This is a genomic window from Microcoleus sp. AR_TQ3_B6 (assembly GCF_036702785.1).
GTDB lineage: Bacteria > Cyanobacteriota > Cyanobacteriia > Cyanobacteriales > Microcoleaceae > Microcoleus.
In genome coordinates this window covers 29,415-54,466 of record NZ_JAUBVJ010000041.1, presented here as the reverse complement: position 1 = coordinate 54,466, position 25,052 = coordinate 29,415, and the positions used below count along the sequence as shown (strand labels likewise).

Sequence of the window (25,052 nt, the reverse complement as noted above, 5' to 3'; positions counted from 1 at the left end):
CAGAAAAAACCAGAGAAAAGATAGGTTTTTTTCAAGTTAATAGGGGCAAATACGGGGATTGCCCCTCCAATAAAATTGTTGGTTTAAGTAATGGGGTGAAAGTAGAATGCCGATCCTAACACGATGTATGTTGCTAAAAGCAGCACTCCTTCGAGCCAATTAGAGCGCCCGTCGAGACTAATTAGATTAGCAATTGTCACGGCAATGGCAACTGCAACTACTTCAAACGGATTGAAGTTTAAATCCATCGGCTGATGAATCACTAATCCGATAATCACCAACACCGGCGCTACCAGCAAAGCAACTAGCAAACTCGAACCCATCGCCACAGAAACTGACAAATCCATATTGTTTTTCATCGCAACTCCCACCGCAGTTACATATTCGGCGGCGCCGCCCACAATCGGCAACAGAATTACCCCTGTAAACAGCGGCGTCAATCCCAATCCTTTGGTAGTTTCTTCGACAACACCCACGAAAATTTCTGATTCAAAAGCAACGGCAACAGTTGAGGCAACTAGCACCCCTATCCACAGCCACAAATTTGGTTTGTGCGTAGTAGATTCCTCTGTGGTATTTTCCGGATTTTCTGACTCTAGTTCTAGTAAGCCGACTTCGTAAAGATAGCTGTGAGTTTTTAAAGAAAATAGCAGAGTTAAAGCATAAACTGCGATTAGGACGATCGCAGTTATTAAGGAAAGATTCTGAATGGCTGAGGGTTCCACTCCATTAGAGGTGTAAATTACCATTGTCGGCAGCAGAATTGCAATCACTGCTAGAGTCATTGTGGAACCGTTCACCCGCGCGATAATTGGCTTAAATTCTTGTTCTTTGTAGCGTATTCCTCCTAACAGCATGGAAAATCCCATGACTAAGAGTAAGTTACTGATAATTGTGCCCGTTATGCTGGCTTTCACAATGTCAATTAAGCCGGCTTTCAGGGCCACTATGGCAATAATTAATTCCGTAGCATTGCCGAAGACTGCATTTAATAAACCGCCTATTGAGGGGCCTGTAACGATCGCCACTTCTTCTGTTGCTGTGCTCAACCAAATAGCCAGAGGTATAATGCCTAAAGCGGATGTGATGAAAACCCAGAGGGATCCCCAGTGCAAATACTCAGCCGCGATGGAAATGGGGATGAAAATTAACAGCGCTATAGAAAGAATTTTTTTGATTGACATAAGAACTCGGATGGTGTATGCAAGGGTGAGGTCGAGTTGTCGGGGCGATCGCCCAGTTGATTTTAGATGATTCCACTGTTGCCTGACAATTGCTGGGGCAAGGGCGATTGGACGTTTTAACCGCAGATGCACACAGATTAACGCAGACAGATATTTAACTGAAACAGCAGAAGTCCCACACTCACTCGCGACGGAGTGTCGGGATGAATGCGCGTGAGTTTACGACAATCTGGTTCCTGATGTACGAAGTACGGAGGAACCAGATGTGGAGGAAATGAACAACTATTCGATAGTATTTCTGGCACTTTTTCATAAGTTGGTGTATACTAAAAAATAACACTGATTCAGACAAGGGACGAAACAGCGTAAGAATATCTTATCAATACCGACTAAAACCAACCAAGGCTCAGTCAGCGTTCATTGACAACACCTTAGATATGTTGCGATGTCAGTACAACTATCAGCTAGGTCAAAGATTCAGATGGTACGAACAGAATAGATGTCTTATTGATAGGTGTTCACTTTATGTTTGTTATCTTCCGGAACTGAGCGAAAAACCTAATCGTTTTAGCCAACAAGCATCTTTGACTCAACTCAAGAAAGACAGACCGTGGTACAAAGAGATTCACTCTCAAGTGCTACAGGAAGTGCCAAAGCGTGTTGAAATCGCTTTTGATAAATGGTTGGCTGGTGATTCAAATGGCAAAAAATCTGGTAGACCTAGATTCAAAGCCATAGGTCAATACAAAACTTTCACTTACCCACAATTCAAGCAACATCACTTCAGTGGTAATAAAATTACGCTGTCGAAGATTGGTGAGGTGAAAGTGATTGTACACCGCCAAATACCAGAAGGTTTTGAGATTAAAACAGTCTCAATCACCAAAAAATCTAACGGTTATTATGTCACTTTAAGCCTTGATGACAAAACGGCTCCGACAATCAAACCCGACTTCAATCCTGACAATATTGTAGGAATTGATGTTGGCTTAATTGATTTTTACGTTGCATCTGATAACACCAAGATTGTTGCTCCTAAATTCTTAAGAAAGGCAGAAAGAAAACTTAAATCATTACAGCGTAAAGTCTCTCGAAAAAAGAAGGGAAGCAACAGACGCAAAAAAGATATTACCAAATTAGGCAAGCAACACAAAAAAGTAGCCGACACGCGTAAAGACTTTCACTTCAAAACAGCCAACAATTTACTCAAGACTTATGACGTTGTTGCTGTTGAGAAATTAAATATAAAAGGGATAACTAAGACTTGGTTATCAAAGAGTGTGAATGATGCTGGATGGGGTCAATTCATTACAATACTGACTAACAAAGCCGAAAACGCTGGGAGAGAAAGTTATTGCTGTGAATCCAAACGGTACATCTCAAGAGTGCTCAAACTGCGGTCAATCGATTTTAGATTTTAGATTTTAGATTTTAGATTGACCCCACGGATAAATGCGGGGGTTTGAGGATTTTCGATTTGAGATTTGGGATTGATTCCACGGATAAATCACGTGGCGGGTACCACCTTTGAAATTTTTGGTCACAAAGTCAAAAAGCCACTTTCTCAACGGATGCATAATTGTCCCGTTTGCCGCATCTCATTGTGCCGGGACTTAAATGCATCGATAAATATAAAGAACCGTGGGGCACACGGTCTCAAAGCTCAGGAAATGTCTTCATTGAAGAGTCCCTGAGAAGCCTACACTCACTCACGACGGAGTGTAGGTATGTCACTGAAGGTTAATTCTTTAAATTTGGCAGTTTTCTATCTGAGAAAAAGTGCGCCGTCATTCCGAATCGTTAAAGATCTTTTATCCAAACCTAAATCATTTGTCTCGTCTAATATTAGTTCTACTGTTCCTTCGCCAACAGGTTTCACCCTCGGTTTCAATAATGCGCCATCTGGTCGCCTAAATAAAATTGAGGCCGGTAGTATCAATGCTTGCAGCGCGACTGTTGAATTTTCGGCTAAACTGCGGCGGTTAGTCTGTCCAACTACCTGATAAAATAGTCGATCGTTGGTTTTATTGGTTAATCTAACATTGACTTTGCCATTAACGGGAACTATCTTGCCGTCAGGAGCCCTTTCTGGTTCGTTAGTTTGGGATATTTCGCCAGCAAAACTCGCCTTGTTTGTGAAAGGCAAAAAGCTGTTGCCTGCTACAGCTAAGCTGACAGCTAGTAAACTTGCCACCCAGGTTTTGTAGATCGATAATTTGCACATTTTTTTTGTTGGATGAAGTACGCGCGAGCGAAGCTATCCCGAAGGGAATCGCCCTGACTTCAAAGCATTAATTAAACGAAGGAAGAAGCAAGAAGGAAGATTTTCCCAACTCTCCCCATCGCACACTCGGATCCTCCGGCAGCAGTTATTCAACCCAACGCACCCGAACAAAATGAGCTTCGCGTCCCCAGAAGTCGTGAGTTACAGAAATATCCACAACACCTAAATTAAACGGAATAGCAGTTGTGACGTAACGCTGAGCCAGAGCTCCCACATCAGGAGCTAACTGAGCCGCCGCCGCCGCCGCCACTCCCAAACCTAAAAGTTGCAGAAGGGGCCCCCGAGGCAGGGCTAAATTGATGCCGACAGCAAGTCCAGCAGTCAGTAGCATTCCCACCGACAGGTTCGTTCCGCAGCGGGGATGTACAGCTAAATCCCACTCTCCGCTTGCAATCCGCTGCAAAGCCTCGCGCACTGCCTGACGCAACTGTGCAATGTTAACGCGACCGTAAAGATAAAATCCTTGGTCGGTGGACATCCCGCCCAATAAATCATTATCGGCTCTTGCTGTTGCAGCAGGGCCAGATTGGCTGAGTACCCAAACCGTAGCGTGTTCCAAAGCATGAACTTGGCGCAAAGTCAAGACTTCCTTCAAACCGGGCACAAAATCGAGTTGTCGCAACAAATCCGCATCTTGAGTCCGCTGCGGGGCAAAGTCAAAAGGAAATTGGCTGGCGCGCCAAGAACTAGAAGCAGCATTTGTCGTCATGTCACAACGCCTCCACTGATGTGAGATGTTAAATTTTAGAGGCTACATTCACGGTTGAACGCGCTTGCCTGCGCGAAACTCTCCGGAAAACCGTCTGCCTTTAGCGTCTGTAATTACTCCTCTACCGTGAGGCACTCCCTTGCGCCATTCGCCTTGGTAGCGAATGCCGTTTGGGAAGCTGCAACTACCTTTGCCGTCTAGCTGTTCGTTGAAAAACTGACCGTCGCAGCGCGTGCCGTCAGCGCGGGTGAACACTCCCCGACCAAAGGGGGCTCCTGCGAAAAACTGCCCGGCGTAGCGATCGCCGCTAGCAAAGATAAATTGCCCTTGGCCGTGCGGCTGACTGCTAGCAGGCCCGTTATTAAGTTGAACAATTTCAAATGTTCCCCGGTAGCGATCGCCATTACCAAAAATAGCTTCTCCCCTAACGATCAGACCGTTGCGGAACTCTCCCACCATGCGGTCATCGTTGGCGAACAGAAATACACCTTGACCGTTGGGCACGCCGTTGCGGAACTGTCCTTCATAGCGATCGCCCTTGGAGTATACGTATATTCCTTGTCCCTGAGGTCTGCCGTTGACGAAATTTCCTACATAATTGTCGCCATTCTCGTAATTGCACTTGACTCTACCGTTGGGGGGAGAGCCTTCGCAAACGGGAGGGCGCTTTTGGGTGGAGTCTGGCGTCTGGGCCAATGAAGGCTGACTGTTGGCTAGCAGTGAGAGGTATCCTACCCCCGAACTAACCAACATCAGTATTCCGAGTTTTTGAATTGAGCGAAGCATGACTGTTCTCAATTTTCGTTCCAAGGATTGAGGTTAATTTTTCATTAAACTGGGTTTTGGGCAACTTGGGGAGATTTTTCTCCCACAATTTTGGAAACCTCTACACCGTTTTCTTCTAAAATCACAATCGGATCGGCTCCTGATTGGAAATCAACCCGTTTGATCAGCACCTGCCCACTGGCAATCCGCTGTCCTACTTTGATATATCGACTTGTTGGCTCGTTACGTGCTTTCACAATTACCAGTATGTCATTACCAACTCTGACTACGCCACTAACTTCAACTCCTTTGGCATTCTCTGTCGAAGGCGGAGGCGGTGGGGGTGGCGGAGCCGCTGGGGGGGGTGGCGGGTTGGGGTCTTGCCAAGAGGGCGGGGGCGTTAATTCTGGCAGCTTGGGCAGATCAGGCACTTCTCTGGTGGCGGTGTTGGGAATTCTAGGGGGGCTCGGAGGCCTGGGGGGGCGAGCAGCGATCGCTGGGGATCCTCCCGGTGTTGCTCCCGGTCGTCCCGGTGTTGCTCCCGGTCGTCCCGGTGTTGCTCCCGGTCGTCCCGGTGTTGCTCCCGGTCGTCCCGGTCTTGCTTGGGGACTTGGGGTGGTGCCTCTTGGGAAGCCCGGTATAGATGGTACTCCGGGTATCGATGGTGCGGGAGATCCTGCTATATCTGGGGAGCCGGCCGGTGTGGATCCGGGGCGTCCGGGGCGGGCTGGCTGCCGTCCGGGGGTGCCTCTTGGGAAGCGCGGTAGGGTGGGCAGTCCAGGTATAGATGCAGGATCTCCTGCTATGTCTGGGAAGCCTGGCGACCTCCATCGGGGTATGGGGGTTAAGGGCAGATTGGGAAGACTCGACACCTGTACGGGGCTTTGGGTTTCGTCGCGGCGCTGTCCAGGGCTCCACTCAGGGGGGTTGCTCTCCTCTGGCAAGTTGGGCAGCTTTGGCACTTGTCGGGTTGGCAGCTTGGGGAGTTCGTTGCCCCGTGTCCCGCCGTCTGTTCTGACCGGTTGAGGGGGAAGGATGGAGAATGGATCGTTTGCTTGGCCGGGGATGGGGGTCTGTAGAATTGCTGTCCCGTTTAAGTCCGGTGCTGTCTTTTTCGCGTCGATTCCTGCTTGAGCTTGTCTTGCTCGTTCGTCGGGGTTTGTGGATCTGATCAAGCCGGGGGGCTGGGCCGCTACTACGGGGGAGGGGAATGTCTGAGCTCCTGGGGTGGGACTGGCCGCGGCGCCTGGTGTTCCGGGAGAGCCCGCGACCGGTGAGGGAGATGCTGCACCGGGACTGAGAGTAGGACTAGGAGTGGGACTGGCCGTGTTGCCGCCCCCGTCCCCGCCGCATCCCCCGATCGAGAAAGCCAGCATTCCTATAGTTGCAAAATATAAAAGTTTACGCATTGCCGATCGTTCCCAAACGCCTGACTTTTAAGTGATCCAAATGGCAAGTGCAGTTGCTGCCATTTGCCGCTTTAAGTTTACCTGTGTTTGATGGTATGCGATCGCTTGAAAATTGCCAAGTTTTCCTGACGATCGAATGTGGGATCTGGCGATCTGTTTTCGGGAGCAGGTTAGGATATCAATGGTGGTTCTTCAAAATATTGAATCAATCAAGGCATTAATATAATGAAAAAAGTTATTCTCAAGCGGATTTGGCGAGCCGGCATTGTTTCTGTGGCCGTTTTGGCTGCATTTGGCTCCGTGGAGGGCGGCGAGGTGCATTCTCATTCCCATCGGCCTGAAACCAAGGTGATGACATTGGTGCCCGATGTGAGTTCCCAGCAGCACGCGCGGCGGAGCTATCCCGAAGGGAATCGCACTTTAACAGCAGACTCGGGAGCCGCAAAAGGCAATTTGTACTCTCAGTTTCGCCGGGCCCCGTCAAATCCGGGTACCCGACCTCCGGCCTCGCGACCGGGGAATCAAAAGGTATTTCAAGCTAAAATAAAGCGCCGCGATGCTGGGACGCCGGTGATTGATGTGGTATTCAACGGCAACAAGACTTTTGAGATGATTGTCGATACTGGGGCGAGCGGCACTTTGATTACTCAGCGGATGGCGAGTCTACTGGGAGTGAGGCCGGTGCGTACCGCGAGAGCGGGGATCGCTGACGGTAGCGTTGTCGAGTTCCCGCTGGGTATCGTGCGATCGATTGGGGTTGGGGGTGCTGTGATCCAAAATGTCGAAGTGGCGATCGCCCAAAAAATGCAAATTGGTCTGCTCGGTCACGATTTCTTTGGCAATTACGATGTCAAAATTAAAAAAGATGTTGTAGAATTTTATGTCCGCTGAAAGTGAGCCGATTCGGAAACGGATTTTTGCTCAACTCGTTTAAAGTTATTCGCAGCCGAGTCAAAGCTGTTTAATTTATTTCTTGAGGCAGTAGCAAAAGTCCGCCATGTGTGGTATTCTTCTTACTGTTTCAATAGCCACCGACCGTTGAACAATTCGTGAAAATGCGGCAACAAAAGCACGGTCGCTGCTGGTGAGAACCGTAACAGTCTCCGACTGTGGATTCACAGTACAAGGCAAGGCAATCCATTAAACAATTCGCGATCCTCACGTCGAAATTAGTTCCCAAAATGCTGTGGCTGAGGGAATTTGGGTTGGCTTTGTTCAGCCGGAGCGTAGAAAATATGTAAACTGATGAGCGGAAGATGTCCGCAAAATCGGAAGTCATGAAAATCGAGAAATTAATTATTGTAAATAAGGTATTCGCATGGCACAAGCGTCTGTATCTCCTGTAGTGCTGATTATTCTAGACGGCTGGGGTTATCGTGAAGAACAAGACGGAAATGCGATCGCCACTGCGAAAACACCCGTGATGGACAGTCTCTGGGCCGCTTATCCGAGAACTCTGATTCACACATCCGGCCGGGCGGTAGGCCTTCCTGACGGGCAAATGGGCAACTCAGAGGTCGGTCACTTGAATCTGGGCGCCGGCCGCGTGGTTCCTCAAGAGTTGGTGCGGATCTCGGATGCCGTCGAAGACGGTTCTTTGCTGCAAAATCGGGCGCTGGTTCAGCTTTGCGAGGAAGTGCGCCTTCGAGGCGGCAAGTTGCACCTGACTGGTCTTTGTTCCGAGGGCGGGGTTCACTCGCATCTGAGTCACATTTTGGGTTTGCTGGAATTAGCAAAAGCACAGGGAATTTCTGAGGTTTGCATTCACGCGATTACAGACGGCCGCGATACTACTCCGAAAGAGGGTGTAGAAGCTTTAGCAAAAATTGAAAGTTATATAGAAAAGGTAGGGGTCGGTCGGATTGCGACCATCAGCGGCCGCTACTACGCGATGGACAGGGACAAGCGCTGGGATCGGGTGCAGCGCGCTTACGAGGTGATGACGACTGAGGGTGCGCCTGACGGTCGATCGGCTGTTGATGTCTTGCGGGCATCTTATGCTGAAGGAGTGACGGACGAGTTTGCTATGCCGACTCGGATTGCTCCGGGGGCGGTGGCATCCGGGGATGGGGTAATTTTCTTTAATTTTCGCCCGGACAGGGCTAGAGAATTGACTCAGGCTTTTGTGGCGCCGGATTTTAAGGGGTTTGAACGGCAGTTAATTGAGCCGCTGACTTTTGGGAGTTTTACTCAGTACGACCCGAAGTTGTCCTCGGTAATGGTGGCTTTTGAACCGCAGAATTTGAACAATATTCTGGGCGAGGTAATTTCTAACCACGGTTTGCAGCAGTTGCGGACGGCGGAAACTGAAAAGTACGCTCATGTGACTTATTTTTTTAATGGGGGTCTGGAACAGCCTTTTATAGGGGAACACCGCGAGTTGGTGCAGAGCCCGATGGTGGCGACTTACGATGAGGCGCCGGAGATGTCGGCGGCCGTGGTGACGGATGTGGCTGTGGCGGGTTTGGAAAAGCGGATTTATTCGTTGGTGGTGATTAATTACGCTAACCCGGATATGGTTGGTCATACGGGGATGATGGATGCGACGATAATCGCGATCGAAACTGTGGATAAATGTTTGGGGCGGCTGTTGGAGGCTATTAGTAAAGTTGGGGGAACGGCAATTATTATTGCTGACCACGGAAATGCTGAGCTGATGTTCGACGAGAACGGGAATCCTTGGACGGCTCACACTACTAATCCGGTTCCGTTTATTCTGGTAGAAGGCGAAGGTCTGAAGATTCCAGGTCACGGAACGGATGTTCCTCTGAGGGCGGACGGTTGTTTGGCTGATATTGCGCCGACGATTCTGGAGCTTTTGAGGTTGCCTCAGCCGCCGGAGATGACGGGACGTTCTATGATTCGATCGGCTGATTTTGAAGTTCGCGCCAATCGCACTCCGGTGCGAGTCCGATTGTAGCAAGGCTGGGCGAAATCTAGTTACAGGTTGGGGCACGGCGCCGTGTCCATAGTTGTCAATTTAAGGTATAATCCATAGTCCGACAGGGGTTGAAACCCCTGCCTCATAGCGAAAGTCCTCTCAAGAGGACTGAGAAGAACAATTTGTAAACTCATGAGTCCTCTTCAGAGGACTTGGGCTTTGAGACAGGGAATTCATTCCCTGGCGGACTGGCGGACTAACAGCTTAATTTGACAACAATGGGTACTGCCGTGCCCCTCAGCGAGTATTTTTGCGATCGACCGGATTTGATATGATAATAAGTTACCGATTACTAATTACCAATTACCCAGATTATGAATATTGTTTCTGTTTTACAAGTTATCTGGTCTTTGTCTGCTTTAGGACTTGTGGTTTTTGTGTTGCTGCACAGTCCTAAAGGCGATGGCATTGGAGGGATTGGCGGACAAGCTCAATTGTTTACCAGCGCCAAGAGTGCAGAAACGAGTCTGAACCGCATTACTTGGGGTCTGTCTATTGTTTTTATGGGTTTGACTGTGATTTTGAGTGCTGGTTGGTTGACCCCTAAGTTATAAGAGTCGGATTTTTAACCGCAGATGAACGCAGATAGACGCAGATAATCTTAAGTTCATCTGCGTTTATTTTCGTCTATCTGCGGTTGCAAAAATGCGGTTGTGGAAAGTTACGGTAAAATCTCGATTGCTGGCTGGTTTGGGATTGGCTTTATGTTGTTTTTGCCTGATAATTTTTAGTCAGGTTAATACTCGGGCTGCAAGTCTTTCTCCTCTGGCGAATAGTTTGCCGGATCCACAGGTTCACCCTTTGCCGCCAACGCTGGCCAATTGGCAAGATTCCACGGATAGCGGTGATTATTTTGACCAGGTTAAGCCACCGAGGTTCGGTCATTTGTTGTGGTCGAAGTTTCCGATTCAGGTTTATGTTGAGCGTCCCGTTGATGCTAATAAGTCTGAAGAATGGGTGGCGGCTGTGTTGGATGTTGTCCGGGAATGGGGGGTTTATTTGCCTTTGGAAGTGGTGGATAGTTCGGAGGTGGCTGATATTAGGATTTTACGTCGGGCTCCGCCTTTGCGTCAAGGGGTGTTGCGATCGCGGTCTGGAGAGGCTACCTATGAGTTGTACGCCCGTCGGGATGGGGATAAAACTGTTTTATCTCATCGGTTTTCGGTTTATTTGAATCCGAATCAAGTGGGTAAGTATGTTCCGGCGACGGCGCGGCACGAGTTGGGTCACGCTTTGGGAATTTGGGGCCACAGTTTGATGGAAACTGATGTGCTTTATTTTTCTCAGGTGAGAAATCCTCCGCCTATTTCTGCGAGGGATGTTAATACTTTGAAGCGGGTTTATGAACAGCCGACTCGGTTGGGGTGGGAGTTGCAGAGACTCGGCGATTGAAATCGCATCTACACAAAGGAAGTCCGGATGCTGCGCGGGCTAGACAAACATAATATAGCAATCCTTGCAGGAGTCGTAAATTTTTTACCCCACCCCAACCCTCCCCGAAGTCGCGGTCCGGGAATAAGAAATTCACAAATGATTTAGGATTCCTATAGTTAATCAGGAATATCAGAAAAATGAAAGATGAATGTTTTGGAATTGTGCCGATTTTTTCGACTGAAGCTGACCCTTTGTTTTTGTTAATTCAACATCAAGCCGGACATTGGGCGTTTCCCAAAGGTCACGCGGATCCGGGGGAATCTCCAGCGGAAACGGCTAGGCGGGAATTTCAGGAGGAAACTGGGATATCGGATTTTCATATGCTGGATGAGCCTAGTTTTACAGAACATTATTCTTTTGTTAAAGATGGGGAGCTGATTGAAAAAACGGTGACATACTTTTTAGGCTTTGTCAATTCGAGGGAGGTAGTTTTGCAAGTGGAAGAAATCCAAAATTCTGCTTGGGTTTCTTTTGAGGAAGCTGTTAAGCTGATTACTTTTGATGCTAACCGCCTAATGTTCGGGGAAGTTAAGGCATATTTGGATAGCAGGAAGTTATATCATTTCCGGTTACACCGGAATGATGTTGACGGTTGACGGTTGACTGTTCACGGCGTCAACCGTCAACCGTCAACCGTCAACAGTGAACTCGAATTTACTATTAACTGCTTCCCAAGCTCTGCCTGGGAATCAATGTCACTCTTGCTCTGCCTCGCCTGCTACAATCGAGGCTCTTCCTCCGGATCTGCGTTACCAGGCAGAGCCTAGTAACGAGTAGAATCATTTAGGATTGCTATAAGACGGATTTGGTATAAGTTCGGATAGTAAAACCCGGTAACTTTTGCGATACCGGGTTTTTTAAGTGTCAGATTGTGTGGGCGAATTCTGCAGCCAATCTGAGGTTATTTCTTAGCTTTCTGGGTATCGGCGTGGTGTTGCAAGCGAGAGACAACGTTGTAGGCGTCGGGGCCGGGAGTATCGTGTTCGCCAGAGCCGTCGATGGGGCCGTCAATGGCTTTCCAACCAGGAATTCCGCCTTTTAGTTCGGCTACTTTTTGAAAGCCTGCTGCGCGGAGAAGATTGGCAGCTTCGGCGGTTTGTTGGTCGTTTTCGCCGTAGATGTAGATGTCGCGGACGGGTTCTAGGCTGGCTTTTGCTCGCTCTACTAAGTCTTCCATTGGCATCATTACGGCGCCCTTAATGTGGCTTTTGCCGAAGCTTTCCAAATCACGAGCGTCGATGATTGTGAGTCCGGGTTCGCCCCAATCTAAACGGGCTTTGAGGTCGTGGCTAGATGCTTGAGCTTTTAAACCGGGAGGGGTGGGAGTAATGTCTGGAAGTTTTTCTTTGATGTCGGCAATTTGGTCAGGAATATTTTTCATTGGTAAAGCGTTGTTGAATGTTTTGATTGCTATTGCAATGTAACAAGATGTGTAGGTTTAATTCGTCTTTCTAAAGACTGAATCGGGCATTGAACTAAAGTCGCAGTTAAGCTGGGTTGCGGATGGTTGACTAAGGTTGGGATCGCTATATTTGTTGAGTTTGCTAACTCGTGTCTGATCCCGATCGCGATTGTTTTGATTGAAAAGTGCGATCGCTCGTATTTGCTGCGGATAATTTGAAGTGGGATAATTTATCCAACATTATATTATATCTATTCACAAGCTTTTAGTCAATCATCATATTTTTTATAATCGAATTTTACTGTGGTGATGAGTGACAAATTTATTTAAGAATGAAATTTGCATAAGTTATTCGCAGGTTCCTGGGCGCGCTTGCGGAAAAGTTTAAATGTTTCCCAGCAAGGTTTCTGGTAAAATTTGATAGTAACAACAAGTATTTAAAGGTATGGATATGTCGGAGAAAGATGAAATTGCGGTGGCTCAAACTTTGACACCTGAAGAGCAAGCGGTTTGGGATGCTAAGGCGAAAGTTCGGGTACTGCTGAATTTGTGGGATTTGGGCGGCGGGAAGATGAGGGTAAAAAAGGGGGATTTGACTAAGCGGATTGTTCGCACTAATGAGACGAGTCAGAGATATGTGGGAGTGCTCGGCGAGTTGCAGGAATCTGGGGCGATCGAATATTCGCTGGTAAATCGGGTGACGATGGTGGAATTGAGCGCGAAGGGGAAAGAAGTTTTAGCGCAGGGGATCAAAAGCCGGGATTCTCTGTTTGAGTTTGATGGTTCTCAAATTGGTACTCGGTTGGGAAATTCTTTGTTGAAGTGGATTCGGCATCAGGATGGTGCGGCGAGTGTTGCGGTTGAGAAAGGGAAGGCCGATGTAGGGGCGATCGCATCCTATGAGGATTTTAAGGCTGTGGCGCTGGATGTGTATGACAGGTTGAACCGGGATTATAACTTAGACGATTTAGTGCCGATTTATCGGATGCGTCGGGCGATCGGGGAAAGGGTAGGGCGATCGAACTTCAACGAGTGGCTGTTGGAAATGCAGGCTAATGACATTTTCCAGCTAATAGGTGGCGAGATGACAGACATCACGCCCGATAAAGCTGAAGATTCTATCAAAACTGCACTGGGTGCACTCCGTTACTATGTCAAACGGCTAAATTCCTAAAATTGCCCTAAATCCTTTTGTAAATTCGTTAACCTCACACAAAAAACCATGACTAATTCTTCTTTTTCTTCCATTGAAGACCTGAACGCCGCTCTTTTAAGTCAAAATCCATTTGCTAAACCTCCTTTTCTCAATGCTGGTGATGTTTGGGGCCAGGAATTCTTCGATGTTGACACAATAAATGCCCACGCCTCTGATGCTGTATTTCAGGCACTCGCTCAAATTCGTGCTGGTCACTACAAGACAACTTCCATCGCTATAACTGCTCAGGATGGAACAGGCAAAACTCACATTATTAGCCGCATTCGCCATCGCCTGCATGAGCATGGCGGGGGCTTGTTTGTCTACGCTAATAAATATGGTAATATCAATCAAATTAAGCAAGGATTTCAGCGAATATTGGCTGAGAGCCTCGGAAAGATTGGTAGAGATGGGGTGAGACAGTGGCAAGAACTAGCAACGGCAATGGCTAACAATGCTTTAAAGGTTTCCAAACCCAATGCTAAAGTTTATTATCCTCAAGAATTATTGGAAAAATTTAAGGCAGGCACGCCCAAGCAACTAAAGAAGTGGGTTAAGGATCTAACAAAAGCATTTCTGCAAGCGAAAAGTGTTAACGATCCTGATATTGTCAAGGCAATTTTTTGGACACTCTCCGACGAGCAATCACTTTATGCAATCAAATGGTTAGAGGGTCAAGAACTTGCTAAATACAAAGCCGATGAGTTGGAACTCCCGAGTCAATGCCAATCTTTTGAGGCGGTTTTGCAAATCTTAGATTTGATTAGTGAGTACAAGGAACTGGTCATTTGCTTTGATGAGTTAGACACGCCTGATGCCTACGACGATATTAGTGGTTTACATATCAGTCAGATTGTTGCAGGACTAATCAAAGATTTGTTCCAAAATCTAAACCGGGGTTTGATACTGAGTGTAATGATGCCTCCTCAATGGATCGATAAAATAAAGAAGCTACCTGGTGGAGTGTTCACTAAGGTTTCGGTTCAGGGAAATCCGATTGACTTGAAATACATGGATGCAGAATCAATTGTTAACTTAGTTAGCTTTTGGTTAGACAAATATTATGAACGGCAAAACTTAATTCCTCCTGAGCCAATTTATCCATTCACTCAAATTCAACTTAGCGAGCTTGGCAAAGGAAAACCCACTGCTAGAGAGGTTTTGAAGTGGTGTAAAGAAAATTGTAATCCTCCTATTTCTACGGGTGAAAGCCCTAAAAATTCCGATATTTCTAATCCCGTTGAACTTGCTTTCATCAAAGAGCTAGAGGAAGACATAGGAATTTATTTAGAAGATAATTATCTGCTTGCTGATGCTATTTTATTTGGCTTTCAGAGTTTGATTGGTCAGACAGTGGAAAGGGTAACAGTTCAGGAAGCCACAGATAAAGTTAAGAAACGTGGAGGCAAGGATGATTACATCAATTTCAAAGTAATTGGCAAAGACAACGGAAAAGATGTAATCATTGGAGTAGCAGTGCTTCAGTATGCTGGTGGAAAAGGGTTAGGATCGGGTTTAAAAAGGTTAAATGATTACCAAACTTTTAATTTAACTCGCGGTTGTTTGGTTCGTTCCCAGAGCAAAAAGATTACTTCATACATGGAGCAAAAGTATCTTGTACCGCTCATTAAACAACAAGGTGGAGAATATGTCCCACTGAAAGAAGATGAAATCAAACCGCTGTTAGCTATTCGGGCTGTTCATCAGAAGCGCGAAGTAGATTATGGGGTGAGTGAGGAGCAGATTTTCAATTTTATTGCCGAAAAAGGTGCTGAGAAAATGCTAGGGGCTAGTAACCCCTTGCTTAAAGAGATTCTTAGCGATCCGTCCTATCAGGTTCCTACCGATCTTATTGAAGATGAACCCGTAACTGTAGCGGAGTCTATTATGGATGACTTATCGGAGTCAGAAGAATTAGATAAGTCGTGCGACAATTTACTGAGCGAGTTTAATTAAGGCTTCCTAAACTATCAACTTCATATTGGGACAAATACTCTCATGTCATTAGTCAATATTGACAGGGCTATCCGTTTGCCGGCCCCAGACGTAGAAGGTTTAATCCAAGGGCGAATGATTGCAGCTCTAGTGTGGCGAACGTTTAATCCGGGAGAACAATATGCACTCTATCCAGGCACTGTTTTAGGTAACTTGCCCTACGATCAATATTATCGATCGAGCTTTTTACCCGCTGCTCAAAAGGCACTTGCTCAGTTAGATTCAGATAAAGTTTCGATCAAAGCTTGGGCTAGGTGCGAATTGTGCCAAATGGTGAATGAGTCGGAATCATTAGAGGCTTTGTCGCGGTTAACAGTCTGGAAAACAGAGGCATTACAGCAAATTCTCCAGCAGCGTCCTTTTATTTATTTAGCTTACCTGCGGGTTTATTTGCTGCCTCAGCCGCTCGAAATGCCTGTGCATCCCAGCGGCAATTTTGTATCTTTGCCAAAGTCTCTAAATGTTACTGATTCAACGCCTGTGTTGAGCGAGTCTATCTTTGCCAAACGCCGTCAAAAGCTGGTAAACCGAGAGTCGCCAGAACATCCAGAATTGGAAGAGTTGCAAAGTGCATTAGTGCATTTATCCACCACCAATTCAAAAGCCAAACAACTAGACGCAGAAATCAAAATATTTCTAGGTTGGAGTAGCGATAAGCCTGTAAAACCAATCAAACCGGATTTAGCTTGGATAAAGACTATAGCAGCTTTGGGAAATCGCACCAAAGAACTAGATAAAGACAAAAGCAACTATCAAGCAGGAACAGACTTTGAAATTGTAGTGCGCGATAGCCTTGAGTTTTTGGGATTTACAATAGATTATGCTCACAAAGGTGGTGCTGGCGGCTTAGATTTATTATGCTCAAAACCTTACCCGTTAGTTGGCGAGTGCAAAGCAGGTAAAAAAATCCCTAACGATACAGCAGTTCAATTGCTGAATTTAGGAACGCTACGGCTCAAAGATAAAGAAACACTCGCAAAAGCAACTAAGTTGATTATTGGCCCTGGCATTCCAACTACTCAACTTATGGATGCAGCAAAAGTACACGGTATGGCAATTATGAACCCGGAGACGCTGGAAAAATTGGTTAAACTTCAAAGCAACTATCCTAACTCGGTGGACTTATTTAAACTGAAAGAATACTTAAAACCGGGACAATCTGATGATGAAGTGGCTAAATATATTGAGCAAGTTGAACAAGAAATTAAAGTGCGATCGCATCTTCTGCATATTCTGAAAACGTATCAGGAAAATACTGGTCATGAACGAGCAAGTGTTGATGCTCTTAGGGGTGCGTATTCAATGTCTAACCCACCCAAGAAGTTGTCCCCCGAAGAGTTGCACGAAATGTTAGTAGAACTTTCTTCTCCGCTGACAGGTTATGCAGGGCGAATTAAAGGAGACAATTGGCAAAGCGATCGCTTTTATTTCCTGCGCGACTTGCCGCTAGAGGATTGAGATGTCAAGGGCGATTCCCTACGGGATAGCTTTGCCCCGCTTACTTTATCCAATTTCCTACAGAGTATCAGGATCTACGCCCAATTCCCGCAACTTCGCCGCCAATCTTTCAGTACGTTGATGCTCATCATCAGTTCGTTCACGCTGCGTTGCAGTTTGGTGCCTAAGTTCATGCAATCGCGCTTGTTCGGCCTTAATTAACCCTTCCACTAATGGCGGATCTAAAATTTCATTGACTGATAATCTCAGATTGGGAAATACTACCGATTCCATTTCCTCACCGGGCAAGTAATTTACCTCTGTATAAATGTCATCACCTTCGAGAAATGCCATCACTCGCACCCGCTGTTTTTTTTCTGTCGGGTCAACAATTACATATTCCGGTACGTTAGCTAGTTGGTACTCTCCTAGTTTAGTTATATAGTCGGTTCGCCGATCTTGGCTAACTACTTCTATTACTAATAACGCTGTTTCATCCAAGTCAAGGATGCCCCCTCCGGGTCTAGCACCAGCTTGCTCCAAAAGACTTTTAGTGCAAACAACTACATCAGGAATACGGGAGGAATTTTCTTCTGTTCTCACTCCTAAGCCTGTTTTTACTACTAAGTCAAGATTGTTTTCAGCTAGGTAACGCTGCAATTTGTAAACAAAATATTCGCAAACTTTTATGTGTAAAACTGTTGCTGTTGCTAGCGGTATTAATTTGCCTGTGTACAGTTCGTATTTTACATCGTCCTTGCTTTGATAAACTCTGTATTCTTCAAAAGTTAATGTAGGCGAAGTATCGAGCTGTTTTTCTTCGACTGCTGGCACAACAGATTGAGACATATATTTTTACCTATCTCGATAGTTTGCTATTATTATACTAAATTGTAATTTTAACACTCTAGGCATTGATTACGAAAAGATCGATCGCCCTTATTGCATCTCCAATAAGCGCACCCCGCAAGAGTTTTAATATTTTTCAAAATACAAACTAAATATTTGGTTCAGTTCACCATTTGGGCGATCGCCTCAACAAGGCTGTAGCTGCCTCACTGTCGAGAGGTTTAGAGAAAAAGTACCCCTGACCGTACTCGCAGCCGATCGCCCGCATTTGAGCCAATTGGACAGCGGTTTCGACACCTTCTGCCACTACCTCCATCCCCAAACTGCGGGCCAGCATCACGATCGCCCGCACGATTTCCAAATTTTCGCCAGTTTCACCGACGCGGCTGACAAAAGAGCGATCGACCTTCAAAATATTAATCGGGAACTTGTGCAAATAACTCAGAGACGAATAACCAGTGCCGAAATCATCAATGCACAGTTCAATCCCCAAGTCTCTCAACTGCGAAAGCATCGCCGCCGCCGCTTCCCCATCTTCCATCACCACAGTCTCAGTAATCTCCAACTTCAAACAGCGAGTGTCAACACCCGTTTCCAGCAAAACTTGCTTAATTTGCTCGATCGACTCCGGTTCCGAAAACTGCCTCCCAGAAAGATTTACTGCTACTGTCAACCGCGAATTTCCCACAGGTAAATTCAAACTCTGCCACTTGATAATTTGGCGGCAGCTTTCGTTCAAAACCCACAAGCCCAAAGGCATAATTAACCCAGTTTCCTCCGCCATCGCAATAAATTCCATCGGGGAAACTAAACCCCGTTCCGGGTGCATCCAGCGCACCAGCGACTCAAACCCGACAACTGAACCTGTTTTCAAACAAACGATCGGCTGATAATAAACAGTAAAAGGACATTCCAATTTAAAAGTATCCAATTGCAATTTCGGACGCTCCAACTTCGGATCTATTTCGCCCTGCGGCGAGTTTTCCTCCACCGCCCCACCTGCCAAATTGACTATCGAATACTTCAAATTAAGCTCTTCAACCGACTCCCGCAAATCGTTTTCCAAGTTCATCAAAGCCACAGCCTGAGTGTGCATCGAACTCGTAAACACTTCGTAGCGAGCTTTACCGAGAGCTTTGGCGCGGTACATCGCAATATCAGCATCGCGCAAAATATCTCCCGGCCACTGATATTTGTCGGTATTCAAAGCAATGCCGATGCTAGCAGTAATTAAAACTTTATTACCTTCCAAATAAAGCGGTCGTTCGATCGCCTTGAGAATTTCCTTTGCTTGGGCGATCGCCTCATCAACATCTTTAATTTCCTCCAGCAAAATCACAAACTCATCTCCCCCCAGGCGCGCCGCCGTATCGCCAGGCCGCAAACAAGTCAAGAGACGGCGCGCCACAGCCACCAACAGCCGATCGCCAGTGCGGTGTCCCTGGCTGTCATTAATCACCTTAAACCTGTCCAAATCCAGAAACAGCACGGCAAACTGATAGCTGGGATGCCGTTGGGCGCGGGCAAAAGCTTGCCCCAACCTGTCAGTCAACAAAGCGCGGTTCGGCAACTCCGTCAGCGCATCGTGCAAAGCATCGTGCAACAATTGGTCTTCAGCCACCTTGCGTTCAGTCACGTCGTGACAGTTGACCACAATTCCCCGCACCGAAGGTTCGTCGAGCAAATTCGTCGCCACCGCTTCTAAGATGCACCAGGAACCGTCCTTGTGCTGCACTCGGTATTCCGCCAATCCCAGGCTAACTTTCGGCATTTGGATGACACCTTTAAACACTTGATTCACCATCGGCAATTCATCAGGGTGAATCAAGTCAAATACAGACCGGCCCAGCACTTCCGCCGTCGGGTAGCCCAAAATCCGCTCTTGGGAAGGAGAGACATAGCGGCAAAAGCCTTTCTCGTCGAGAATCACAATAATGTCTCTAGCATTTTCAATCAACGATCGAAAGCGCTTCTCGCTTTGCCGCAGCTCTTGTTCCGTGCGCTTGCGATCGGTAATATCGGTATTCATGTAAATCCGACCGACAATTTTCCCTGTGCGGTCTTTAATAGCATCGGCCCGCAGCAGCACTTGCAAAATTTGGCCGCTTTTAGTGCGGTTGGTAATTTCACCTGACCAAGAATAACCCTGGGCGATGGTGTCGAGTACCTCGCGTGCGACTGCGGGGTCAGCAAAAACTGCCGAAATACCTCCGGCTAGCTTAAATTCCTCTGCCGTCTCCCATTCAAATAGCTGAGAAAACGCTTGATTTTGATAGATGTGAGTGCCGTTGGCATCGCTGATGCCGATCGCGTCGCTCGAACTTTCCACCGCCTTGCGAGTCAGCACCAGAGCTTCTTCTGCCCGCTTGCGCTCGGTAATGTCTATCCCTACCAGACAAGCTGCTTTGCCCCGATCGTACTTTTGAGCCACAATCAAATAGCATCCCGCCGACTGTCCGCCGTCGGTTTTCACCTTAGCGCTGACTTCTTTAACCGTTTCCGTAGCGTCGCCGGCAAAAAACTCCACCAAAAAAGAGTGAAAATCCGAGCTAGCGCCCAGAAAACCGATATCTTGACCGACAAAAGCCGACGGCGGCAAACCGTGCAGTTTGGCTAAGTGCTGGTTAACCCCCAAATAGCGCAAATCCGAGCTGATCCAAGATACTGTTCCCGGAACTGCTTCCAAAATCGTTTGCAGTTGGTCGTTAGCTTGCTGCAATGCTTCCTGCACTTCAGATATGCCTTCGGACAAGTCCGACTGAGCTCCTACGAAGTGAGTCAAATTAGCGTTGTTGTCTCGCACGGGAGATACAGACAATTTGCTCCAAAAAGGAGTTCCATCTTTGCGGTAATTTTTGATTGTTGTCTGGATTTCTCGACCTTGGCGCAAGGCTTCGCGGATCTTAGCTACGGTAGTTCGATCGGTATCGGGGCCTTGCAAAAATCGGCAATTGCGCCCCAAGATTTCACTGGCGCAGTAACCTGTTATCCGTTCAAAGGCCGGATTGCAATAAATTATGGGACAATCGGGTGCATTGGCGTCAGCAATGACAATGCCAATGCTAGTAGCTGCCAAGGCTCGATCGCGCAGCCACAGTGCTTCTGATGCAGAATGGCGATCGCCTGCACCCCCCACTTCACCTAAATTAGAAATTGACTGGTTCTCCCGATCTCCCATCAGCCGAACTTTCAAGCAAACCTTTACAATTTCCTAGTTGCTTCTTACTTTAACGTTTTTCAGGATTCGCGCCACGTAAATTCTATCTTGGTATTTAAGTAAGCGGGATTTAACCTTAGTTGTTAGTGGTATTGTCTACGCTTGCTGTTGAACCTTTAAAAAAGCACATCTTCAGTTCCTCCGTGAAAAACCCTTAATTTCTGTTCCCCTCATGCCCTGGAACCCTCACCCCTTCTCCCCCTTTTCCCTTCTCCCCTTCTCCCGGCGCCCTAGCAATTACGATTTGCAGCAGCTTATTTAACACCAGTTGCAGCTTGAGAGCTCGGCGGCGCAATATTAATTAAAGGCAAAGTTCCGCCTCCTCCCATTACTGTCGGAAACTGGCCATTCCATTTTTCAATCGCTTTCTGCTGCAAAATTTCGGGAGTTAAAGTTTGTCGCTGCAAGCGCTGAGCTTCGGCTTGACCTTTAGCGCGGTTAATTTCGGCTTGAGCCTCTTGGGTTGCTTTTTGAACTGCAAATTCTGCCTGTTTTGCTTCTTGTTCTGCTATTTGTTTGGCTTCGATGGCTTTGCTAAATTCTGGCGAAAAGCCAAAATTTATTAACGAAACATCTCTGACGATGACCCCGTAAGGTTGCAAACGCTTTTTGAGACTGTTGTCGATTTCTGTTTTGAGCTCCGTGCGCTTAGTGATAATTTCTTCTGCTGTTTTTTTAGAAGTTGCCGCTTTGAGAACCTCCGAAATAGCCGGACTCAGAATGCTGGTAACAATTTGTTCTTCGTCTCCTACTTGTTGGAAAACTTGATTAACTTTTGCGGGGTCAACATTCCAGTTGACTGCCAAATCTGTAGTAATTTTTTGCAAGTCTTTGGATGCTGCATCTGCATTCATATCAGTTTTTTGTACCCGCACGCTCAGAGTTTTTACAGAGGTGACGATGGGTAAAATCGGGTGGATGCCTTCATCTAAGATCGCGTCTTGAACTTTGCCGAAGCGCATCATGACGCCGCGTTCCCCTGCGCCGACGATGGCAAAAGGTTTTAAATTTAAGGCGGCGATGATGAAGACGATGCCACCGACGATGTAGAGTGCTAGGTTGTACCGAACACTTTGCATTGTTTTCATATGTTAAGTCAGCGAGGTTGTGTTACTGGATGTTAGTTATCTATTCGCTCTTATCTAAGATTATAACTTCCTGTTAATGGTGCAACAACTCATAAATTTCTTTATTTTTTCATAAAAGTCATAGGACTGTGAGGGTCGGAAAGCCTCTTAAATCAAAAAAATATTAGATTGCCGTTACATTGAGGCTCTGGTACGAACAATGGCACTTGTACCTAGCTGAAATTATTGATGAATAAATGTTTCAATTATCTTGACAATGAGGAGGATTTTAGATAAAGAATAAGTAAATAGATAGCTCGATCGCTCTGGGACAAGCTAGAGCATGGGGCTCGGAAAGAGAAAGCTTTCTAGAAAGCTAAAAAATTAGCATCAAATAGGTATTTTTTGTAAATTTTCAGTAAAAAATTGGAGGTGAGCAGCGGTGCAATCTTTACAGGTTGGCGCAAGTCGCGAAAGAGAGAATTTCACTCTCGGATGTACAGACTCTATGTGTAGAATGAGCCTCGACCCGCCTCAGTCAAACCTCCAGAGTATAAAGAAAGACTCCTTACGCAAGTTGTGAATTTATAGCGTAAAAGGATAAAAATCTGAGTTTAAAAATGCCAGAAAATAAGTTAAGGTTAGATGAGAACGGTTAAATGAAGATGTCTAATGTTGCAGCGACACCCTTGGCCGCAGACAATTGAAGAGGCGATCGCCATTCAAGAACAGCTTCGGCCAGAGGTAATTACCGAAAATCAACTCGAGACAGTTCGGTACGTCGCAGGCGTAGATGTCGGCTACGACAGTGCACAAGACGTATCCCGGGCCGCTGTAACAGTTCTGAGCTTTCCCGACTTGCAGTTGCAGCAGCAAGCAGTGGTTCGCAGTCCTACAACTTTTCCTTACATTCCCGGTTTCTTGTCTTTTCGAGAAGTACCCGCAGTCCTTGAGGCTTTGGAAAATATCAGTTTGAGGCCAGACTTGATCTTGTGCGACGGTCAAGGACTAGCCCATCCCCGCAGGTTCGGTCTGGCCTGCCATTTGGGGGTTTTGACAGGAATTGCCACGATCGGAGTTGCCAAAAATCGATTTATGGGAGAACATTCAGAAGTCGGACTCGACCGGGGCAGTTGGCAACCCTTGCTGCTGGAGGGATCAACAGTAGGGGCAGCGCTGAGGACGCAAACAGGAGTAAAACCGATTTATGTTTCGATCGGTCATAAGGTAAACTTGATAAGTGCGATCGAGTATGTCCTGCGCTGCGCCCCAAAATATCGCTTACCAGAAACCACTCGATCGGCAGACCAACTAACATCGGGATAGCAGGCAAGCGCCGAATGCCTCAAAAAAAAAAAAGTAAAAAGACAAAAACGCAACCCTCTTTAGACTTTTAATTTTTGAGGTCTCGCCGTGAAGTCGAAAAATCCTCTGAGTCTACCCCCAATCAGCTTTGGCTTCCATCCTTCCAGCGAACTAAAGAATGACTATACCTGAGAAAGAGGTATAAAAGTTGGGGGGGTTTATAGAATGATTGAAAGACAGTAACCTGCTAAACATTGGCGGCTCTAGCTATAGTGCCCGGGCGTGAACTATTTTTAGTTCACATTTGTAAATTATGAAAGAGTCATCCTGCGAGTTAGACCAAAAGCTTAGATTCGTCTGATGAGGTCTCATAATTTACCGTCGGATATCTCACCGCTGAGTGGGAATACCCACGACAGTGGGAGGCGAAGGCGCGATCGAGCTAAAAAATCAGAAAAAAAAACAAGGAGACAGTCATGGCTGAGAAAAGCAAACGCGGATTCGCTTCTATGGATGCAGAAAAACAGCGCGCAATTGCTAGCAAAGGCGGAAAAGCTGCACACGAGAAAGGAACTGCACACGAATTCACCCCTGAAGAAGCCAGACAAGCTGGCCAAAAAGGCGGCGAAGCTGTCAGCAGAAATCGCGAACACATGGCTCAAATTGGTCGCGAAGGCGGTCGGAAAAGCCGCAAGAGCGAATAAGTCTCTCAAGGCTGGCTCTGCAACGAAAGATTACACGGTTGCAGTTTCAGACATAGCACTAGGACACTGAGCGTTTGAGGAGGTGGGGCGATCGAATTTCCCGAGGTAGTTCGATCGTTTCACCTCCAAAATTCGTCACTGGCGCACCCAAGCTTCGCTAATCTGAAAACCCCACAGCAATTAGTTTTTAGCAATCGCTGGCGAATCGGGAACAGCAAATTTTTAACCAAGCTGCACTGGGGTCAATAATTTGGCGGGAAAGAAAAGCTCGCCAGCGCGAGTCATATCATGGACGGTTACACCGTCCGTGATGTTGACGGTTGAGGGTTGACAGTTGAGAGTCAACAGTGAACTCGAATTTACTATTCCGATGCTAACGGATTTGATATCAGTCTCTCAAAAAAAGAGCCTACGATCAGTAAAAGCCCAGACTTAGGGGCTTTTTTGTTTAGCTGTAGATAATATTTTCCGAAGGCAAGATCGAGTCCGCGTCAATAATTCTAATTAAGTTTTTTGGTGAGGAAGTCCGTCCTCAAAATAAATCAGCTAATATTTTTTTATATTTTTGAGAAAACTATACAATCATGACAAACCAGCTCACTTTAGCATGGACAGAAGCTGGGGTGCGTCAAACTCAGACAATTCACAACGGACAGCCGAGCAAAAATCCCGGAAGCGTCAGGCTCGGGCGCGATCCGGCGAAGTGCGATATAGTATTGTCGCATCCCAGCGTATCGGGTCTACACGTTGAAATATTTTTTAATCACGAATTGCACGAGTATGCTGTGCGAAATTTGCGCGAAAGCAATCCGCCGCTGGTAGACGGAAAAATTCTCCCCCGAGGCGAAGCAAAATTGAGATTGGGAAGCCACATCCATTTAGGCGAAGTGGAAATCGAGGTGGTGAAGGTGACAGAGGTGCAGGTAGCCGCGCCGCAGACAGTTTTGCTGGGGCCTCCTGCACTGGGTAACTCTGGGCCTACGGGGCCTTCAAAATATGGCTTGCAGTGTCCCAAGTGCAGCCGAATTTCGCCTTACGCGCAGTTGAATGCGGGGTGTCCGTGGTGCGGTACTTCTTTGGCGGCGGCGGCGAGTGTGATGCTGTCTCCCTGAAAGTTTGAAAAAGGGAAAATCCGGGTATTCGCTAAATACTCTC

At 46.8% G+C, this 25,052-nt stretch carries 21 protein-coding genes and 1 pseudogene; 13 read left to right on the top strand and 9 right to left on the bottom strand.

Annotated features, from left to right (window positions below; translation table 11 throughout):
- Positions 1-83: 83 nt before the first annotated feature.
- Entirely contained in the window at positions 84-1,184 is a 1,101-nt protein-coding gene (gene cax, locus QUB56_RS19790; protein ID WP_332957469.1) for a calcium/proton exchanger, read from the bottom strand.
- Positions 1,185-1,495: 311 nt separating this feature from the next.
- Between cax and QUB56_RS19785 the strand changes: the two are divergent.
- A pseudogene (locus QUB56_RS19785) lies at positions 1,496-2,473 on the top strand (RNA-guided endonuclease InsQ/TnpB family protein); the annotation flags it as partial.
- Between the two features lie 70 nt (positions 2,474-2,543).
- Positions 2,544-2,612, top strand: coding sequence for a hypothetical protein (locus QUB56_RS37335; RefSeq protein WP_445243375.1), 69 nt, complete (start codon positions 2,544-2,546; stop codon positions 2,610-2,612).
- 337 nt (positions 2,613-2,949) lie between these two features.
- On the opposite strand, the gene QUB56_RS19780 is transcribed toward QUB56_RS37335, so the two are convergent.
- The 4 genes from QUB56_RS19780 to QUB56_RS19765 all read right to left on the bottom strand — a co-directional run bounded on the left by QUB56_RS19780 (position 2,950) and on the right by QUB56_RS19765 (position 6,351).
- Positions 2,950-3,408 (bottom strand): hypothetical protein, encoded by a 459-nt coding sequence (locus QUB56_RS19780; RefSeq protein ID WP_332957468.1) that lies wholly within the window; start codon positions 3,406-3,408, stop codon positions 2,950-2,952.
- A gap of 145 nt (positions 3,409-3,553) precedes the next feature.
- Positions 3,554-4,177 (bottom strand): DUF6391 domain-containing protein, encoded by a 624-nt coding sequence (locus tag QUB56_RS19775; protein WP_332957466.1) that lies wholly within the window; start codon positions 4,175-4,177, stop codon positions 3,554-3,556.
- Between the two features lie 48 nt (positions 4,178-4,225).
- A complete protein-coding gene (locus QUB56_RS19770) occupies positions 4,226-4,963 on the bottom strand; it encodes an MORN motif-containing protein (RefSeq protein ID WP_332957465.1) in 738 nt (245 codons plus the stop codon).
- A gap of 44 nt (positions 4,964-5,007) precedes the next feature.
- Positions 5,008-6,351: a hypothetical protein gene (locus tag QUB56_RS19765; RefSeq protein WP_332957464.1), complete on the bottom strand. Its 1,344-nt coding sequence runs from the start codon at positions 6,349-6,351 to the stop codon at positions 5,008-5,010.
- Between the two features lie 225 nt (positions 6,352-6,576).
- Here QUB56_RS19765 and QUB56_RS19760 point away from each other — a divergent pair, with 225 nt between their 5' ends.
- The 5 genes from QUB56_RS19760 (at position 6,577) to QUB56_RS19740 (ending at position 11,322) form a co-directional block, all read left to right on the top strand.
- On the top strand, positions 6,577-7,242 hold the full coding sequence (locus QUB56_RS19760) for a retropepsin-like aspartic protease (protein ID WP_332957463.1): 666 nt from the start codon (positions 6,577-6,579) through the stop codon (positions 7,240-7,242).
- A 427-nt stretch (positions 7,243-7,669) separates the two neighbouring features.
- A complete protein-coding gene (gene gpmI / locus QUB56_RS19755; RefSeq protein WP_332957462.1) occupies positions 7,670-9,271 on the top strand; it encodes a 2,3-bisphosphoglycerate-independent phosphoglycerate mutase in 1,602 nt (533 codons plus the stop codon).
- Positions 9,272-9,606: 335 nt separating this feature from the next.
- Entirely contained in the window at positions 9,607-9,846 is a 240-nt protein-coding gene (secG, locus tag QUB56_RS19750) for a preprotein translocase subunit SecG (protein ID WP_332957461.1), read from the top strand.
- A 91-nt stretch (positions 9,847-9,937) separates the two neighbouring features.
- A complete protein-coding gene (locus tag QUB56_RS19745; RefSeq protein ID WP_332957459.1) occupies positions 9,938-10,684 on the top strand; it encodes a peptidase in 747 nt (248 codons plus the stop codon).
- A 179-nt stretch (positions 10,685-10,863) separates the two neighbouring features.
- On the top strand, positions 10,864-11,322 hold the full coding sequence (locus QUB56_RS19740; protein ID WP_332957458.1) for an NUDIX domain-containing protein: 459 nt from the start codon (positions 10,864-10,866) through the stop codon (positions 11,320-11,322).
- A gap of 305 nt (positions 11,323-11,627) precedes the next feature.
- On the opposite strand, the gene QUB56_RS19735 is transcribed toward QUB56_RS19740, so the two are convergent.
- Positions 11,628-12,107: a rhodanese-like domain-containing protein gene (locus QUB56_RS19735; RefSeq protein WP_332957457.1), complete on the bottom strand. Its 480-nt coding sequence runs from the start codon at positions 12,105-12,107 to the stop codon at positions 11,628-11,630.
- A 472-nt stretch (positions 12,108-12,579) separates the two neighbouring features.
- Between QUB56_RS19735 and QUB56_RS19730 the strand changes: the two genes are divergently transcribed.
- From QUB56_RS19730 to QUB56_RS19720, 3 genes are read left to right on the top strand one after another with little or no spacing between them, the layout of a single operon-like run.
- Positions 12,580-13,302 (top strand): hypothetical protein, encoded by a 723-nt coding sequence (locus tag QUB56_RS19730; RefSeq protein ID WP_332957456.1) that lies wholly within the window; start codon positions 12,580-12,582, stop codon positions 13,300-13,302.
- Between the two features lie 48 nt (positions 13,303-13,350).
- On the top strand, positions 13,351-15,279 hold the full coding sequence (locus tag QUB56_RS19725) for a P-loop NTPase fold protein (RefSeq protein WP_332957455.1): 1,929 nt from the start codon (positions 13,351-13,353) through the stop codon (positions 15,277-15,279).
- Positions 15,280-15,321: 42 nt separating this feature from the next.
- On the top strand, positions 15,322-16,776 hold the full coding sequence (locus QUB56_RS19720; RefSeq protein ID WP_332957453.1) for a DUF1802 family protein: 1,455 nt from the start codon (positions 15,322-15,324) through the stop codon (positions 16,774-16,776).
- A gap of 57 nt (positions 16,777-16,833) precedes the next feature.
- Here the strand turns inward: QUB56_RS19720 and QUB56_RS19715 are convergent, their stop codons facing one another.
- The 3 genes from QUB56_RS19715 to QUB56_RS19705 form a co-directional block, all read right to left on the bottom strand.
- Complete coding sequence (locus tag QUB56_RS19715) at positions 16,834-17,604, bottom strand: Uma2 family endonuclease (protein ID WP_332957451.1); 771 nt, start codon at positions 17,602-17,604, stop codon at positions 16,834-16,836.
- Between the two features lie 166 nt (positions 17,605-17,770).
- Positions 17,771-20,782, bottom strand: coding sequence for an EAL domain-containing protein (locus QUB56_RS19710; protein WP_332957450.1), 3,012 nt, complete (start codon positions 20,780-20,782; stop codon positions 17,771-17,773).
- A 293-nt stretch (positions 20,783-21,075) separates the two neighbouring features.
- Positions 21,076-21,900 (bottom strand): prohibitin family protein, encoded by an 825-nt coding sequence (locus QUB56_RS19705; RefSeq protein ID WP_332957449.1) that lies wholly within the window; start codon positions 21,898-21,900, stop codon positions 21,076-21,078.
- A gap of 660 nt (positions 21,901-22,560) precedes the next feature.
- Between QUB56_RS19705 and nfi the strand changes: the two genes are divergently transcribed.
- The 3 genes from nfi to QUB56_RS19690 all read left to right on the top strand — a co-directional run bounded on the left by nfi (position 22,561) and on the right by QUB56_RS19690 (position 25,009).
- The gene (nfi, locus tag QUB56_RS19700) at positions 22,561-23,214 is read left to right on the top strand and encodes a deoxyribonuclease V (RefSeq protein ID WP_332957448.1); all 654 of its coding nucleotides are present in this window, start codon (positions 22,561-22,563) and stop codon (positions 23,212-23,214) included.
- Positions 23,215-23,669: 455 nt separating this feature from the next.
- Positions 23,670-23,897, top strand: coding sequence for a KGG domain-containing protein (locus QUB56_RS19695; RefSeq protein ID WP_190739808.1), 228 nt, complete (start codon positions 23,670-23,672; stop codon positions 23,895-23,897).
- 584 nt (positions 23,898-24,481) lie between these two features.
- Positions 24,482-25,009 (top strand): FHA domain-containing protein, encoded by a 528-nt coding sequence (locus tag QUB56_RS19690; RefSeq protein WP_332957446.1) that lies wholly within the window; start codon positions 24,482-24,484, stop codon positions 25,007-25,009.
- The last annotated feature ends 43 nt before the right edge of the window (positions 25,010-25,052 follow it).